This window comes from Acinetobacter lactucae (assembly GCF_013122135.1).
Taxonomy (GTDB): domain Bacteria; phylum Pseudomonadota; class Gammaproteobacteria; order Pseudomonadales; family Moraxellaceae; genus Acinetobacter; species Acinetobacter lactucae.
On the sequence record NZ_CP053391.1, the window covers coordinates 48745 to 63156 of the forward strand.

Annotated in this window: 17 protein-coding genes; 5 read left to right on the forward strand and 12 right to left on the reverse strand. The window is 41.2% G+C overall.

The genetic code is table 11. The annotated features are described in order from the left end of the window. Positions 1 to 4: 4 nt before the first annotated feature. Both HLV59_RS00200 and dkgB read right to left on the reverse strand, forming a co-directional pair. Positions 5 to 1195 (reverse strand): MFS transporter, encoded by a 1191-nt coding sequence (locus tag HLV59_RS00200; protein WP_062850346.1) that lies wholly within the window; start codon positions 1193 to 1195, stop codon positions 5 to 7. Positions 1196 to 1199: 4 nt separating this feature from the next. Continuing rightward, a complete protein-coding gene (gene dkgB, locus HLV59_RS00205; protein ID WP_061874195.1) occupies positions 1200 to 2003 on the reverse strand; it encodes a 2,5-didehydrogluconate reductase DkgB in 804 nt (267 codons plus the stop codon). 120 nt (positions 2004 to 2123) lie between these two features. Here dkgB and HLV59_RS00210 point away from each other — a divergent pair, with 120 nt between their 5' ends. Further along, the gene (locus HLV59_RS00210) at positions 2124 to 3026 is read left to right on the forward strand and encodes a LysR family transcriptional regulator (RefSeq protein WP_031949694.1); all 903 of its coding nucleotides are present in this window, start codon (positions 2124 to 2126) and stop codon (positions 3024 to 3026) included. Here the strand turns inward: HLV59_RS00210 and HLV59_RS00215 are convergent. After that, on the reverse strand, positions 3010 to 3384 hold the full coding sequence (locus tag HLV59_RS00215; RefSeq protein WP_171429046.1) for a hypothetical protein: 375 nt from the start codon (positions 3382 to 3384) through the stop codon (positions 3010 to 3012). The genes HLV59_RS00210 and HLV59_RS00215 overlap by 17 nt on opposite strands. Positions 3385 to 3474: 90 nt before the next feature. Between HLV59_RS00215 and HLV59_RS00225 the strand changes: the two genes are divergently transcribed. After that, complete coding sequence (locus HLV59_RS00225; protein ID WP_171429048.1) at positions 3475 to 4899, forward strand: aminotransferase-like domain-containing protein; 1425 nt, start codon at positions 3475 to 3477, stop codon at positions 4897 to 4899. A 2-nt stretch (positions 4900 to 4901) separates the two neighbouring features. Here the strand turns inward: HLV59_RS00225 and ahr are convergent, their stop codons facing one another. The 8 genes from ahr to HLV59_RS00265 all read right to left on the reverse strand — a co-directional run bounded on the left by ahr (position 4902) and on the right by HLV59_RS00265 (position 10191). Then, positions 4902 to 5930 carry an NADPH-dependent aldehyde reductase Ahr gene (gene ahr / locus HLV59_RS00230; RefSeq protein WP_057104633.1) on the reverse strand — a complete coding sequence of 343 codons (1029 nt, stop codon included), beginning with the start codon at positions 5928 to 5930 and terminating at the stop codon, positions 4902 to 4904. Between the two features lie 37 nt (positions 5931 to 5967). Further along, positions 5968 to 6528 carry a DNA-3-methyladenine glycosylase I gene (locus tag HLV59_RS00235; RefSeq protein ID WP_171429050.1) on the reverse strand — a complete coding sequence of 187 codons (561 nt, stop codon included), beginning with the start codon at positions 6526 to 6528 and terminating at the stop codon, positions 5968 to 5970. A gap of 30 nt (positions 6529 to 6558) precedes the next feature. Further along, positions 6559 to 6804, reverse strand: a complete 246-nt coding sequence (locus HLV59_RS00240; RefSeq protein WP_005066589.1) for a hypothetical protein — start codon at positions 6802 to 6804, stop codon at positions 6559 to 6561. A gap of 9 nt (positions 6805 to 6813) precedes the next feature. Continuing rightward, positions 6814 to 7350: a M23 family metallopeptidase gene (locus HLV59_RS00245; RefSeq protein ID WP_171429052.1), complete on the reverse strand. Its 537-nt coding sequence runs from the start codon at positions 7348 to 7350 to the stop codon at positions 6814 to 6816. 47 nt (positions 7351 to 7397) lie between these two features. Then, on the reverse strand, positions 7398 to 8432 hold the full coding sequence (gene mutY, locus HLV59_RS00250) for an A/G-specific adenine glycosylase (RefSeq protein WP_171429053.1): 1035 nt from the start codon (positions 8430 to 8432) through the stop codon (positions 7398 to 7400). A 143-nt stretch (positions 8433 to 8575) separates the two neighbouring features. Continuing rightward, the gene (locus tag HLV59_RS00255) at positions 8576 to 8938 is read right to left on the reverse strand and encodes an HIT family protein (protein ID WP_081172456.1); all 363 of its coding nucleotides are present in this window, start codon (positions 8936 to 8938) and stop codon (positions 8576 to 8578) included. Between the two features lie 184 nt (positions 8939 to 9122). Then, the gene (locus HLV59_RS00260) at positions 9123 to 9860 is read right to left on the reverse strand and encodes a dienelactone hydrolase family protein (RefSeq protein ID WP_081172458.1); all 738 of its coding nucleotides are present in this window, start codon (positions 9858 to 9860) and stop codon (positions 9123 to 9125) included. 172 nt (positions 9861 to 10032) lie between these two features. Beyond that, complete coding sequence (locus HLV59_RS00265) at positions 10033 to 10191, reverse strand: DUF1328 domain-containing protein (RefSeq protein ID WP_002053759.1); 159 nt, start codon at positions 10189 to 10191, stop codon at positions 10033 to 10035. Between the two features lie 193 nt (positions 10192 to 10384). Here HLV59_RS00265 and HLV59_RS00270 point away from each other — a divergent pair, with 193 nt between their 5' ends. The 3 genes from HLV59_RS00270 (at position 10385) to HLV59_RS00280 (ending at position 13499) form a co-directional block, all read left to right on the forward strand. After that, entirely contained in the window at positions 10385 to 10843 is a 459-nt protein-coding gene (locus HLV59_RS00270) for a YcgN family cysteine cluster protein (protein WP_057105731.1), read from the forward strand. 112 nt (positions 10844 to 10955) lie between these two features. Then, positions 10956 to 12128, forward strand: a complete 1173-nt coding sequence (locus tag HLV59_RS00275; protein ID WP_171429055.1) for a PQQ-dependent sugar dehydrogenase — start codon at positions 10956 to 10958, stop codon at positions 12126 to 12128. Positions 12129 to 12233: 105 nt separating this feature from the next. Then, positions 12234 to 13499, forward strand: a complete 1266-nt coding sequence (locus HLV59_RS00280; protein ID WP_081172461.1) for a replication-associated recombination protein A — start codon at positions 12234 to 12236, stop codon at positions 13497 to 13499. 1 nt (position 13500) lies between these two features. Here the strand turns inward: HLV59_RS00280 and HLV59_RS00285 are convergent, their stop codons facing one another. Next, positions 13501 to 14349, reverse strand: coding sequence for a formate/nitrite transporter family protein (locus tag HLV59_RS00285; RefSeq protein ID WP_016143867.1), 849 nt, complete (start codon positions 14347 to 14349; stop codon positions 13501 to 13503). Positions 14350 to 14412 lie beyond the last annotated feature (63 nt).

A 14412-nucleotide genomic window follows, 5' to 3' on the forward strand; every position in this document is an offset into this window, starting at 1 on the left:
TTTATTAATCTGAACACTGCTGCAACGCTTGGGCGGGACTACTTTCGCGTTTGATTTGAAATAAAACCAATAACAAACCTAAACCAGCCAGTAATGCACCAGCAAATGATACTGCGCTATAACCCCAACCTAAATCGAGTACTAACGCGCCTGCTGCTGCTCCTACTGCGTTACCTAAGTTAAACGCACCGATATTCACTGAAGAGGCAAGTCCTGGTGCTTCATGAGCGACTGACATTACACGCATTTGCAAAGGTGGTACTAAAGCAAAGGTTGCTGCACCCCAGATGACTAATGCAATGGCTGCTCCAATCTGGCTTTGCGCAAGGATCGGGAAAGTCACCATCATGACAATTAACAGAACCAAGAAACCAATCAGAGTTTTGTTAATGGACAAATCTGCAAAACGTCCGCCTAAATGGTTACCAATCGAGAAACCGACACCAATCAATACCAACATAAACGTAATGAAGGTCGGTGAAGCATGGGTAAACTCAGTCAAACTTGGCGCAATATAGGTGTAGAGCGTAAACATTGCACCTGCACCGAGTACTGTAGTCAGTAGCGCAAGGACCACAGGAGTACGCGTTAATACCTTCAACTCGGCTTTCACATTTGGCTTTTGGGCAACCATGCCTGATGGCAGCGCTTTCCATAAAGCGAGCATGGTAATCACACCAAGCAAGGAAATCGCAAGGAACGACATACGCCAGCCAATGTTTTGTCCTACCCATGTTGCTAAAGGCACACCACCGATATTGGCAATGGTTAAGCCCATAAACATGGTGGCTACAGCGCTGGCCTGTTTATGTGCGGGCACAATACTTGCTGCTACAACAGAGCCGATCCCGAAAAAAGCACCATGGTTCAGGCTTGTGATGAGACGTGCACCTAATAAGCTCATATAGCTTGGTGAAAATGCTGCGATTAGGTTACCTACCGTAAAGATCGCCATGAGGAAAATAAGCGCATTACGTCGTGCAAAACCACCAAACCATAGGGTCATGAACGGAGCACCTAGCATGACGCCAAGTGCATAGCCTGTAATTAACATTCCGGCTGTTGGAATTGAAATCCCTAAATCATGAGCGATATTCGGAAGCAATCCCATTGGAGAGAATTCCGTGGTGCCAATCGCAAAGGCACCAATTGCCAATGCCAGTAACGAGAACGCCGTATTTGATTGAGTGTTCATGAGTTTAGTCCCAAACTGGCGCCCATGGCTCTGGGCTAACTTCACGACTGTTGCGATCAAGTTCGGCAATCATTTGCATTTCAGCTGAAGTTAACTCGATATCCTGTGCTTTTAAGTTGCTCATCAGGTTTTCACGTTTAGTCGAAGAAGGAATGACTGCAAAACCACGTTGCAATGCCCACGCTAGTGCAATTTGCGCTGTTGTTGCTTTATGCGCTGCCGCAATTTCAGCTAAAACAGGGTCTTGAAGCACTTTGCCGTACGCAAGAGTCATATATGAAGTCACATCAATATTCTTCTCTTGTAAGAAATTTACAAGCTTATGGTTTTGAAGATAAGGACTTAATTCAATCTGATTCGTTGCAATATGTTCTACACCTATTGTGTCAATTGCTTGTTGGGTAAGCTCAATATTGAAGTTCGAAATACCAATTTGTTTGGTTAAGCCTTGTTGTTTTGCTTCAAGTAAAAGCTTCATAACTTCAGGAATCGAAACGCCTAAATCCGGTGCTGGCCAATGAATTAAAGTGAGGTCAACATGGTCAGTACGAAGCTTTTCTAGGCTCTCTTTTAAGCTAGGAATAAACTTATCTTGAGCAAAATTATCTACCCAGATTTTTGTGGTTAAAAACAAGTCCTGACGTGATACACCGCTTTCGGCAATGGCTTGACCAATCGCTGCTTCATTGTCATAAATTTGAGCCGTATCAATTGCACGGTAACCTACATCTAAAGCATTTTTAACAGAATCAATCACCGCTTGTTCTTTAAGGCGGAAAGTTCCTAGACCAAAACGAGGGATATTCATGTGTTCACCTGAATTTAAATAATTGTTTAACTTGAGGTGCATTTTGCTTTTTTTATTGTTGCGAAAAAATAGATGAATAAGCAAAATATCTTTGATCATTAGTCAATAATAGAATAAGCCATGAAATCAACAATTGAAGAACTCGTTGCCTTTATCACCATTGTTGATACAGGCTCTTTTGTTGCAGCGGCAGAGCATTTAAAACAAACACCTTCAGGGGTTAGTCGATCTTTAACACGCTTGGAGGCGAAGTTAGATGTGACTTTGCTAGAGCGGACTACGCGTAAACTGAAACTCACGCAAGAAGGTCAGCAGTTTCTGGTAAAGGCCCGTAAAATTTTAAATGAGCTGAATGCTGCCGAAGAAGAACTACAAAAATCGGATCAGGGCACCGCAGGGCTCATTCGCATTGATTCTGCCACACCATTCGTTCTGCATGTCATTGCGCCATTAATGCATAAGTTCCGCGAGTGTTATCCTGATATTGAAATTGAGTTAAATAGTAATGATCAGGTGATTGATCTCTTGCAGCATAAAACCGATGTGGCATTTCGATTTGGGGAACTTAATGATTCGAGTCTGCATGCCAAATTAGTGTGTAAAAGTCGCTTATTTATTGTTGCGAGCCCAGAATATCTAGCGATTAAGGGTACACCGATACAACCTGAAGAACTTGAACAACATGATTTGATCGGCTTTACCAGACCTGCCTATATTAATAGCTGGCCGATTAAAGTTGGTGATGAATATTTTTTTGCACAAGCAAATATTAAAGCTTCTAGTGGTGAGACAGTACGCCAACTCACGATTAGAGGCCATGGTATCGCACGACTATCTGAATTTGAAATTTGGAAAGATATTCAAGAAGGGCGATTGATTGCCTTATTTGAAGACCAAATTGAACATCAATATCAAAGCATCCATGCTGTGTATTATCAACAAGAGCATCTACCAAAACGAATTCGTTTATTCATTGAATTTTTGGCAGAACAGTTAAAAGATGGTTTTAAAAACGCTCTCTAAAAGTAGTGTAACTGTCAGTTGGAAAGTGAACTTCTAAAAGTGGAGTCGTTTGTCCTTCTGATGAATGTTGAGACAGAAAATAGCTTTTTTGCTGTTGTCGGCAGCTAAAATACAAAGTCGAATAAACCGAGTTCACCATTACAACTTCATTTGAGCTATTCCGTTTATATTGATAATGAGAAATCGTACTGGTCTTTTCATCAGTGCGTCGCTCTATTTTATAGTCTTGTTGATTTGTCATTTTTAAATAGCCTTCTATGAGACTTTGGCAAACAGTATGTCTGTACTGTTCATCTTTTGATTGTTGTTGGCAACCAGCTAAAATAATAGTAAATAACAATATAGCTTTTAATTTCATGATCTTGCTACTTTCTGAGTTGATTTCTATAGCCTAAAGGTGTTCTATAAACCAGTACAGATACAGAAATTTTTAAAAAAGCAGCACAGAATGACTTTCCAATATCAGGTTCTTGCCAATCAATTAGCACATCGTATTTATCAAGATGAGCTTAAACCTCATCAGAAACTTATTTCTTTACGAGATTTTGCTCGTCAGCACAGCATTAGTTTAAGTACAGCAAAAAGTTGTTATGAGTTACTTGAGGCGAGGGGGCTTATTTATGTAAAGCCGAAGTCAGGTTATTTTGTGGTTGCTCGTGCACAATCGGGCCCCATTCCTGAAAGTCCAGATTTCTTGTCTTTACCTCGACAAGTTTCAAATCTGGAATTGCATAATCAAATTCAGGAAGCTGCCTTACAAAGTCATCTTGTACCATTAGGCTCTATTCAGTTAACCCCTCATTTTATTCCTGTGGAAGGTTTACGTCGTTCTATTCAACGGGCTTTAAAAAATTGTCAGCCTCAAGACTTTCTTTATTGTAATAAACAAGGGCATGAGCAATTAAGAAAAGCGTTATCTGATCATTGGCGTGAAGACGGGATTTTTATCGCAGCAGAAGATATTTTTATTACCAATGGTTGCATGCCTGCTTTGTCTTTGGTGATTCAGCATCTAACAGAAGTAAGTGATAGTATTTTAATCCCGACGCCTACTTTTAATGGACAACTACAGCTTATAGCAAGTTTAAAACGGCAGATTATTGAAATTCCAGCACATCATCGTGGTATCGATCTTGAGCGCTTAGAATCATTTATGAAGCAGGGTTTAGCTAAAGTTTGCTTAATGACAGCCAACTATCAAAACCCTTTAGGATATTGTTTAAGTAATGCAGAAAAACAAAAGATTGCCGAATTAGCAGCAAAGTATCAGTGCTTTATTATCGAAGATGACATTTATGGAGAGTGTGGCTACAGCGGTGAGCGACCATTACCTATACGCTATTGGGACCGCGAAGGTTATGTGATTTGGTGTGGGTCGGTATCTAAATCTTTGTCGAGTGCGTATCGGGTAGGGTGGTTCTGTTTAAGTGCGAAGCTACAGCATTTAAGGCTTGAGCTGTTGGCTAGTAATATTGGGGTCAATACACCGCTACAACTAGGCCTAGCTGATTTTATTTATAGTCGTGGTTATCGAGAGCATTTAGAGCAACTACGACCAAATTTAATGCGCCAAGTCGAGGAGTACCGTAGTTGTATTTTAAATGCCTTTAAAGGTATTCCAATTGCACTGAGCCAACCAGAAGGGGGTTATGCTTTATGGATGCAGTTACCTAAAACTGTAGATAGTTTGGCGCTCTATTACACTGCAAAATCTCACGGAATTACCGTAGTTCCCGGTCACGTTTTTGGTGAGGATGAACGCTATCGGCATTTTATTCGTTTAAATGCGGGTCATGAGCTAACAGCAGATGTTCGCCAAGCAATTAAAGACTTGGCGGATTGGTCACGACAACAGATTAAAACAGCGAGTTAGTCTTATTCTGCAAAGTCTGCTTTAAGCACAATGCGGTAGCGTGCTTGACCTGAGTGTAGACGTTCAATTGCTTCATTAAGCTGTGACATTGGAAATAGTTCAATTTGAGGTGCAATTTTTTTGCGTGCAGCAAACTTTAAAAGCTGACGTAGTGCAGCAGGTGAGCCCGTAGGTGAACCTGTTACGGACTTGGCACCATCAATGAGAGAGCCGACAGAGACAGGAACAGGTTCTAGCGTGAGTCCTAAGAAGTGCAAAGAACCGTTTGGTGCTAGCGTAGAAATGAAAGCACGCCAATTTAGGGTCACATTTACAGTACTCAGCAATAAATCAAATTTCCCTTTTTGAGCTTTTACCGCCTCTGTATCGCGGCTATTCACTACATGGTCAGCTCCCATTGCTTTGAGTTCGTCTGTTTTATCTGGGTTAGAACTAAAAGCAGTGATTTCACAGCCCCAAGCTTTAAGTAGCTTAATGGCGATATGTCCTAAACCACCAATACCAATTACACCCACATGATGTGTTGCCTGAATTTTGTGTTTGAGTAATGGGTCAAAAACGGTAATTCCGCCACAAAGTAGGGGACCTGCACTTTCAGCGTCTAAATCGTCAGGGAGGGGAATAGCCCACTGCCAACCTGCACGGACCTTATCGGCAAAGCCACCAGCATGTCCCACGATTGTCGCAACATTCTCACCTGTACACAGTACTTGCTGACCGCCAATACATTCATCACAGGCTTGGCAACTTTCAGCGGTCCAGCCAATACCAACGCGTTGCCCAATTTGTAGTCCTTTGGCTTCTGAGCCTAAAGCAACAATTCGTCCAATAATTTCATGGCCTGCAACCACAGGGTACACGGTTGACCGCCATTCATTGTTCAAAACAGAAATATCAGAATGACATAAACCACAATATTCAACTTTTACCTCAACCTGATGCGGTTGTAATTCACCTGCGTCAAATTGGTAGGGAACCAGTTTTTCACCTGCCTGCATTGCAGCATAAGCCTGAATCGTATTATTGCTCATCGGAACTCCTTAAGCGGATTTAAACCGTTCTGGTGGGTTATGAAGCTTTAAATTGACAATCGTTTTCATGGTCATTGACCATACCCACTGCCTGCATAAAAGCATAGCAGGTGGTTGGTCCAACAAATTTGAAACCATTCTTTTTAAGTGTTTTGGAAAGTTTTATGCTTAGCTCGGTTTGAGCAGGGGCCTTGCGATAATCTACAACATCATTGTGTTGAGGAGTTGCATTTACAAACTGCCAAAGCCATGTAGGAACATCGCCGACTTGGGCTTTAAGTGCTTGCCAAGCAATTGCATTATCACGAATGGCTTTAAGTTTACCCAAGTGACGAATTAAGCCTGCATCGGATAATTTTAGTTCTAAAAAATCATCCGTAAATGAAGCAATTTGTGAAATAGGGTGATTAAAAAAGTGCTGACGGTAGCTTTCTCTTTTTTTCAGTACCGTAATCCACGATAAGCCTGCTTGTTGACCTTCAAGACAAAGCATTTCAAATAGGCGAGCTTCGTCGTGTTCAGGTTTACCCCATTCTTCATCATGATAGGTAATATAGATTGGATCATCGGAACACCATCCGCAGCGTTGAGTTTTCATGATGATGCTCCTTATATTTATCTTAGAATTTTAAAGTTTAAATAACACCCACTCGTTTGGGCGAGTATCCCAATAATACAGTTCAGCTTGAGTTAAGTCTTCAAACTTTAGCCAAAAGTCTTTGCCAACTTTATCTGAAAAACCGGTACTGATCAGTAGGGCATCATCGCTGATTTCCATGATCCAGCCTTGATAGCTATTGCCATTTAAAACGATCTTTTGCTGGTTACCAGACTCGGCAAACTCTACTAAGCGATTGATCAGCGCTTCCGACATAAAATGTTCCTAGCGTAAATATGAATAAGGATTAACAGCACCACGACCTTTACCATCTAAGTAAAGACCATAATGAAGATGAGGTGAAGTATAACGTGCATTGCCCGTATTGCCGACATAGCCAATGAGGTCGCCCTTTTTGACATAGTCACCCACATTTAAGCCACGTTTGTGACCATCAAGATGAGCATAATAATGCCATGTTCCTGCTGGACCTAAAATCCAGATGACTTTGCCACCTAAGTTGTTATTGCGAAGATCTGCAACGAGACCTTCGGTTGCACTGTACACTTTGGTTCCACGTGGAGCCAAAATATCAATTCCTTCGTGACTACGGCCCTGACTCCGAGCAGCTCCCCATGTGTCTTTTAATTCATCACGGTTAATACCTTTTACAGGTACAGGTAGTCGACTTGGAAGCTGCATACTTTTGAGTTTGATGACTTGAGCAGGTGGAAGTGGGGCAGGTTTTTTAGGTGCACTGGCACAGGCCGCCAATAGAATAATCAGAAAACCAAGTGAGAAATGAGAAACAAAACGTCGCACAAAATACTCCCTGTCACAGCCATATCAAAATTATTTTACTCACTATGTCATGAACGGCTTGTCGAGATCAATTTTTTCATAGCGGTTGGAACACCTTTGGCAATGGCTTGTTCCGGACTCAACCATTGACCTTCAAGTTCAATAGCCAGATGTTCTTTTTGATCAGGTTCCACGTGGAACACATGAGCATTAAGTAACCATGTGAAATGAGTGAAGCTATGGCTGATCTGAAAAGTTTGTGCTTGAGGTTGTAATTTATATTGCTGGCTTATGCTCAGTCGTTCATGTTCATTTTCTAAAATAGGTAAACAGAATAAACCGCCCCATAGACCATGAGCTTGACGTTGTTGCCAGAACCATTCACCTTCGCACTGAATAATAAGAACATCTGCTGTTTTAACAGGCGGTGTTTTTTTCGGTTTTTTAAAAGGTAATTCTTGTTCTAACCCTTGCTGATAAGCCTGACAGTGAGCTTGCATTGGACAATATAAACATAGCGGTTTTTTAGGCGTACAAATGGTTGCGCCGAGATCCATAATCGCTTGAGTGTAGTCATGATTGCGATGTGTAGGGCAAAGCTCTTCAGCCAGTTTCCACATTTCACGCTCGTGCTGTGGTTTGCTTAAGTCATCTTCAATGGCAAAGAAACGAGCTAAGACGCGTTTCACGTTGCCATCCATGATGACGCCGTACTGACGGAAACCTAAAGACATGAGCGCGCCTGCGGTAGAGCGACCAATGCCAGGTAACGCAATCCATTCTTCTAGCGTTTCAGGAAATTTACCTTGCTGCGTGACAAGACCAGCCGCTTTATGCAAATTGCGTGCACGAGCGTAGTAACCGAGGCCAGCCCAAAAAGGGGCTACTTCATCCCAAGTTGCATGACCTAAAGCTTCTACAGTCGGGAAGCGCTCCATAAAGCGGTCAAAATATTGCAAGACCGTTTTCACCTGAGTCTGCTGTAGCATAATTTCAGAAACCCAAACTTTGTACGGATCATCGGCAACTTGCCAAGGCAAATCGTGACGACCATGTTGATCGAACCAGTTTAAGAGGGCATCAGAAAAAGAAAATTCAGGCATGAACAGCTATAGAAGAGAAGTAAGGGCTAAATTATAGCTGAAATTTAGATGAAATTTTGTTTAAAGCAGACAATGAAAATGAGGGTATTAAAACAGAGACGACTTTGAAAAATAGCAATCCCTGTTTTAATCAGATAAAAGGATTAATCCTTTTGTACACCCCAAAGTTGATCAAGTTTCAACGGTTGGTTTTTATAATAAGGAATGACATGAATGTGGAAATGATCTGAAGTTTGTCCAAAAACTTCACCATCATTAAAGCCAATATGAAAGCCATCTGGTTGATGACGAAGTTGTGTCTCATGACGGGCAATTTCAAGAAGTGTAAGCAAGCCTTGGTGTTCTTTAGATGTAATGTCAAAAAAAGAACTAACATGGCGCAGTGGTGTTACTACACAATGGCCTTTAGATAACGGATTAGAATCAGGCAAAATTACAGCAAATTCATTTTTATCAATGATGTCATATTCATCAAATTCGCAATACGGACATTTCTTGTCAGTCATTGTTGTATCCTCTCATGTTATTCCATTAAACCCCGCGTGCGGGAAATAAGACTAGGCTTCGCTCTAGCTCAACGGGAGTATAGTTATTGAAGTATGGTTTAAAAAATACAGTAAAAATATTGCAAAGTCATAAACATTTAAGGGAGCAAATGCGAAAAAGTCATTTGCTCCAAATTTGCTTCTTTTATTTTAAAGTACGATCTAGCACATCGTACATTTTAGCAAGGCCTTGTTTTTCCGCTTCGCTGTTGTAGCCAAGATCTACACCGTTTGCCTTAGCTTTTTCATCTGCAAGCGGATTACTAAAGCCATGTTTAGCACCTTCTAAAACCACTACTTCGTGTTTAACCTCAGCAGCTTGCATCTCTTTTTCAAAATTAGCAACATCTTCTAAGGTGACCATACTGTCTAGTTCACCATGTAGAACTAAAACTTCACCTTGAATGTTGCCTTTTTGAGCAGGTGCCTTTGGTGCTAATGTAGCATGGAACGTTACAACTGCTTTAAGTGGTGCACCTGAGCGAGCGAGGTCCAATACAACTTTACCGCCATAGCAAAAGCCAATTGCAGCTAGTTTTTCGCTATTCACTTCTGCTTGAGCAGCAAGCGTTTGCAGCGCAGCGTTGGCACGATCAGTAACCGTGTCTAATTCTTCAAATGTCTGCATCATCCATTCATAGGCTTGAGCTGCAGTAGAGGTGACTTTTTTATCACCATACATGTCAATAGCAAGAGCTGCATACCCGTGTTCAGCAAGCTCACGTGCGCGTTGCTCAGTATATTCATTACGGCCCCACCACTCAGGACCAATAATGATACCTGGTACAGGTTTCTCACTCTCTGGAGCCGCAAAGTAACCAATTAAATGGCTGCCGTCTGGTGCAGTATATTGAATTTCACGGGTTTTAATTGCTGTACTCATGACATTAATCCTGAAATTAAACTTGGTTTAAACACGCTTGATTAAAGCATAAAAAATAAGAAGTAAAATAAATAACTATGTAAAAATCTACATCAAAAGAAAAAGATAGATATTTCAGCGCAATAAAAAAAGAAGGAAACCAGTTCCTTCTTTTTATATGCTAATGATTAGATTAGGTCCTGCCGCGCGAGATGAACCCAATTACAGCTAGAATTACAGCCACAACTAATAAAATCACGGCAAAATCTTTAGATAGCCCTGCAACACCACCAAACCCTAATAGACTGGCAATGAGTGCAATTACTGCAAAAATTATCGCCCAACGGAACATAATGTTGTCCTCCTTATTTTTCATTGTCATTTAACTATATAGTGTGTTTTTTACGCCGAATGTGTCGTTTATGTGGTTGAAATGTATATTAAACAATCGTTTTGTGATGCCGCAAATACAGCTTCTTTTTTAGTACAGACCACTTCAATGCTATACTGATACATCGTTTTATCTCATCAGCTGTTAAAAGATTATGTCTACCGAGACCTCACTTCGACCACTCTTCTGGAAAAACTATCCACTAGAGCAACTGACTCAAATTGAGTGGGAAGCTTTATGTGATGGCTGTGGTTTATGCTGTCTGGTCAAGCTTGAAGATGAAGATACCCATGAGGTGGCATATACCAAAGTGGCGTGTAAGTTACTCGATTGCAGTACAGGGCGTTGTTCAGATTATTCAAATCGTCAGCAGCAAGTACCGGACTGTTTGCAGTTAACTGTAGAGTCTTTAAAAACGATCCACTGGTTGCCATCAAGCTGTGCCTATAAGCGATTGAATGAAGGCAAGAATTTACCTTCTTGGCATTATTTAAATACGGGTTCGAGACAAAGCGTTGTTAAGGCGAAAAAGTCAGTTGCAGGACGTTGTTTGTCTGAAGTTGATGTCCATGAAGATGACCTTGAAGATTATATTGTGCGATGGGTGCGTTAGTTCAATCTTGAAAAATAGATGTATTAATTACAGCGTATAATAAAGTAACACTTTTATCGTAATTTTTTTGCTCATCTCCGTTATATAAGAATAAGAACAAAAGGAGATAAAAATGATGAGACGATTAGCAGCACCCTTATTATGTAGTAGCTTTTTTTTGTTAATGGCCTGTGGGTCTAATAATACCAATTCAAAAAATCCTGAACAAAATACGACTGCAAAAGCAGATCAGTCTGTTGCTGTCAAACAAACTTATCAGGTGCAAGCAGTCGCACATTTTAATGAACCTTGGGCGGTAACCAGTCTGCCTGATCAGCGTTTATTGGTGACTGAACGGCAAGGTAAATTAAAAATTTTTAATCCTAAAAATAAGCAAATGTTGGATGTTCAAGGTATTCCAGCAGTGAATTATGGAGGACAGGGTGGTTTAGGAGACGTCGTTTTACACCCTGACTTTGCGAAGAATCACTGGGTTTATCTCAGCTATGCTGCGAAAGGGCAAGGTGGATCTGGAGCAGTTATCTCGCGTGCGAAATTAGATTTATCTAACCCCAATCAGCCAAAACTTACCGCTATAAAGCAGATTTGGCAGCAAGTACCTAAAGTCTCAGGACAAGGCCATTATGGACATCGCATGCTTTTTGGCGCAAACGGGAAGCTATGGGTCAGTTCAGGTGAGCGACAAAAGTTTGATCCTGCCCAAAACATGAAAAGTAACTTGGGTAAAATTTTGCGTTTAAATGAGGATGGTTCAGCTGCGGCAGGTAACCCTTTTTATAAGCAAGGCGGGGTCACTGCTGAAATATGGACACTGGGTCACCGTAACCCATTAGGTATGGCCTTTGACAGCAAAGGACAGTTGTGGGTGGTTGAGATGGGGCCTAAAGGTGGTGATGAGCTTAATATTATTACCAAAAGTGAAAATTATGGTTATCCGATCGTTTCAAATGGAGACCATTATTCGGGCCAACCTATTCCAGATCATCACACTCGTCCAGAATTTAAAGCACCTGAAATTGACTGGACTCCTGTAATCTCTCCGTCGAGTATGATTATTTATCGTGGTCAACAATTTCCTGGATGGCAAAATAAAGCATTAATTGGCGGGTTATCTTCTGAAGCAATTGTGGTCGTGGATTTAGAGCAAAAGCCTGTGAAAGAAGTGCAACGATTAGATATGAAAAAACGTATTCGTGGATTGCATGAAGCACAAGATGGTTCGATTTGGGTGATTGAAGATGGCTCAAATGCGCGTTTACTCAAGCTGAGTAAGAAACCCTCTTAATGCTAAGCAAGAGCCTGTAAATAAAGAACGTGTCTCATAGATTCAAATTGTAGATTTCTGTGAGACACAATAGACTATAGTGAAAAGACGATAAAGCCATTTGAGATGTCAGACACCCATATTCCACTTCCCGAACGCCTGCGCCCAAGAGACTTGTCTGAAATTATTGGGCAAGACCATTTATTAGGTGAACATGCGCCCTTACGTCAAATGATTGATCAGGGTCATTTGCCTTCTATTATTTTTTGGGGACCACCAGGCGTTGGTAAAACAACGATTGCTTTACTTTTGGCTCAGGCGATAGACCGCCCATTTGTCAGCTTATCTGCGCTGAATACGGGTGTAAAAGAATTACGTGAAGTCATTGCAGAAAGTGGTGACTTACTGACACCCGTAGTATTTATTGATGAAATTCATCGTTTTAATAAATCGCAGCAAGATGCTTTATTGGGTGCAGTTGAAAAAGGTAAAATTACCTTAGTTGGAGCGACCACCGAGAACCCATCATTTGAGGTGAATAGTGCACTTTTATCACGCTGTCAGGTTTACACCTTAAATAGTTTAGACAGCGAGGCGATCCAGACTCTTATTAATAATGCACTTCAAAGCGACAAATTTTTAAAAGAACGTTATATCCATATTGAAGAATATGATGCGCTCATTCAGTTTGCAGCAGGCGATGCTCGTAAAGCGCTTAATTTACTGGACTTGATTGCAAGTACTTTTGAACCAGAAGTTGAAAATACGATTACCAATGCGGTAGTGGTGAAAGTCGCTCAGCAAAATATTGCACGTTATGATAAATCTGGTGAGCAGCATTACGACCTCGTTTCCGCCTTTATTAAATCAATTCGAGGCAGTGATCCAGATGCAACCCTATATTGGATGGCACGTATGCTCAAAGGCGGAGAAGATCCGGTTTTTATTGCAAGACGTATGCTGATTGCAGCCTCAGAAGATATTGGAAATTCTAACCCAAATGCGCTACTGCTTGCAGGTGAATGCTTCCGCTCTGTCCAAGCGGTGGGTATGCCTGAGGCTCGAATTATTCTCGGTCAAACAGCAGTTTATTTGGCAACGAGTGCAAAAAGTAATAGTACTTATTTAGCGATTAATAAGGCTCTAGAACTTGCTGAAAAAACGGCGAATTTACCTGTGCCTTTGCATTTGAGAAACGCGCCGACTAAGCTTATGAAACAGCAAGGCTATGGGATTAATTATCTCTATCCTCACGATTACCCTGAGCACTTTGTACTGCAAGATTATTTGCCGCCAGAGTTAAAGGGAACCAAACTCTATGAGTCTGCGAGAAATAAGCGTGAGGTTGAAGGCGAGCGCTTACAGCAACGCAGATGGCAGCAGGAACAATAGTTCATTGATGCTTCTGCTCTAGTTCTTCAGTCACTTGACCATAAATTAGTAGAGTAAACACGCCTGTACCACCAACAATATTACCAATGGTGGTCGGGATCAGGAAGGTAAATAGATACTTGCCAATAGAAGCTTCTCCTTGCCAGACCAGATAGGACATTTCTGTAGAACCAACCACTACATGGGTAAAGTCACCCAGTCCTATCAAATACGTCATGAAAAAGATGAGCAAGAATTTATTATTGACTGAAGGCATCATCCAGACCAAAGCTGCAATTAACAGCCCTGACATAATACCTTTGAGCATATTCTGGGTGGCGGAAAAGGAACCCACATGATGGGCGAGTTCATCTAGTGCTTTGTCAATATCTGGAGTAAACAGATGAGTAGTGAGGAAAAATAAACTCGCCAAAGCTGTTCCAATGATGTTGCATAGAATCACAATCCCCCATAATCGACCCACTGCTCGTAATTTATCGAGAGTAAAGGGCTTGAATAAAGGTACAACTGTGGTGATAGTATTCTCGGTAAAGAGTTGCATGTGACTCAAAATAGCGATTAGAAACCCAATGGTATAACCCACATTAGTGATTAAATCGGTCCAGACTGCATCAGCTGGGAGATAAGCAGCAATAATCGCTTTAAATACAAATGAAAAACTGATGACTAAACCTGCGGCAATCCCTGAAAAGATCAGTGCAGTTGTTGGACGATCCAGCTCTTCGGCACCATCACGGCGGATAATTTCATAAACCAGACGGGGTGACAGTTTCTCATGTTCTTCTACTGCCATTTTTTCACGCCAGCTTAAGGTTTTCTCGACCTTTTTTTCCTCTATTTCATGGTCCATCAGGTTTACTCCTCACTGAATAAATATCTTATATTTATTGTTTTATTTATTGTTAAGGTAGTG

Coding starts and splice junctions, on each gene's coding strand:
- HLV59_RS00200 (WP_062850346.1), bottom strand. CDS start 1,195: ATGAACACTCAATCAAATACGGCGTTCTCGTTACTGGCATTGGCAATT.
- dkgB (WP_061874195.1), bottom strand. CDS start 2,003: ATGAATATCCCTCGTTTTGGTCTAGGAACTTTCCGCCTTAAAGAACAA.
- HLV59_RS00210 (WP_031949694.1), top strand. CDS start 2,124: ATGAAATCAACAATTGAAGAACTCGTTGCCTTTATCACCATTGTTGAT.
- HLV59_RS00215 (WP_171429046.1), bottom strand. CDS start 3,384: ATGAAATTAAAAGCTATATTGTTATTTACTATTATTTTAGCTGGTTGC.
- HLV59_RS00225 (WP_171429048.1), top strand. CDS start 3,475: ATGACTTTCCAATATCAGGTTCTTGCCAATCAATTAGCACATCGTATT.
- ahr (WP_057104633.1), bottom strand. CDS start 5,930: ATGAGCAATAATACGATTCAGGCTTATGCTGCAATGCAGGCAGGTGAA.
- HLV59_RS00235 (WP_171429050.1), bottom strand. CDS start 6,528: ATGAAAACTCAACGCTGCGGATGGTGTTCCGATGATCCAATCTATATT.
- HLV59_RS00240 (WP_005066589.1), bottom strand. CDS start 6,804: ATGTCGGAAGCGCTGATCAATCGCTTAGTAGAGTTTGCCGAGTCTGGT.
- mutY (WP_171429053.1), bottom strand. CDS start 8,432: ATGCCTGAATTTTCTTTTTCTGATGCCCTCTTAAACTGGTTCGATCAA.
- HLV59_RS00255 (WP_081172456.1), bottom strand. CDS start 8,938: ATGACTGACAAGAAATGTCCGTATTGCGAATTTGATGAATATGACATC.
- HLV59_RS00260 (WP_081172458.1), bottom strand. CDS start 9,860: ATGAGTACAGCAATTAAAACCCGTGAAATTCAATATACTGCACCAGAC.
- HLV59_RS00265 (WP_002053759.1), bottom strand. CDS start 10,191: ATGTTCCGTTGGGCGATAATTTTTGCAGTAATTGCACTCATTGCCAGT.
- HLV59_RS00270 (WP_057105731.1), top strand. CDS start 10,385: ATGTCTACCGAGACCTCACTTCGACCACTCTTCTGGAAAAACTATCCA.
- HLV59_RS00275 (WP_171429055.1), top strand. CDS start 10,956: ATGATGAGACGATTAGCAGCACCCTTATTATGTAGTAGCTTTTTTTTG.
- HLV59_RS00280 (WP_081172461.1), top strand. CDS start 12,234: ATGTCAGACACCCATATTCCACTTCCCGAACGCCTGCGCCCAAGAGAC.
- HLV59_RS00285 (WP_016143867.1), bottom strand. CDS start 14,349: ATGGACCATGAAATAGAGGAAAAAAAGGTCGAGAAAACCTTAAGCTGG.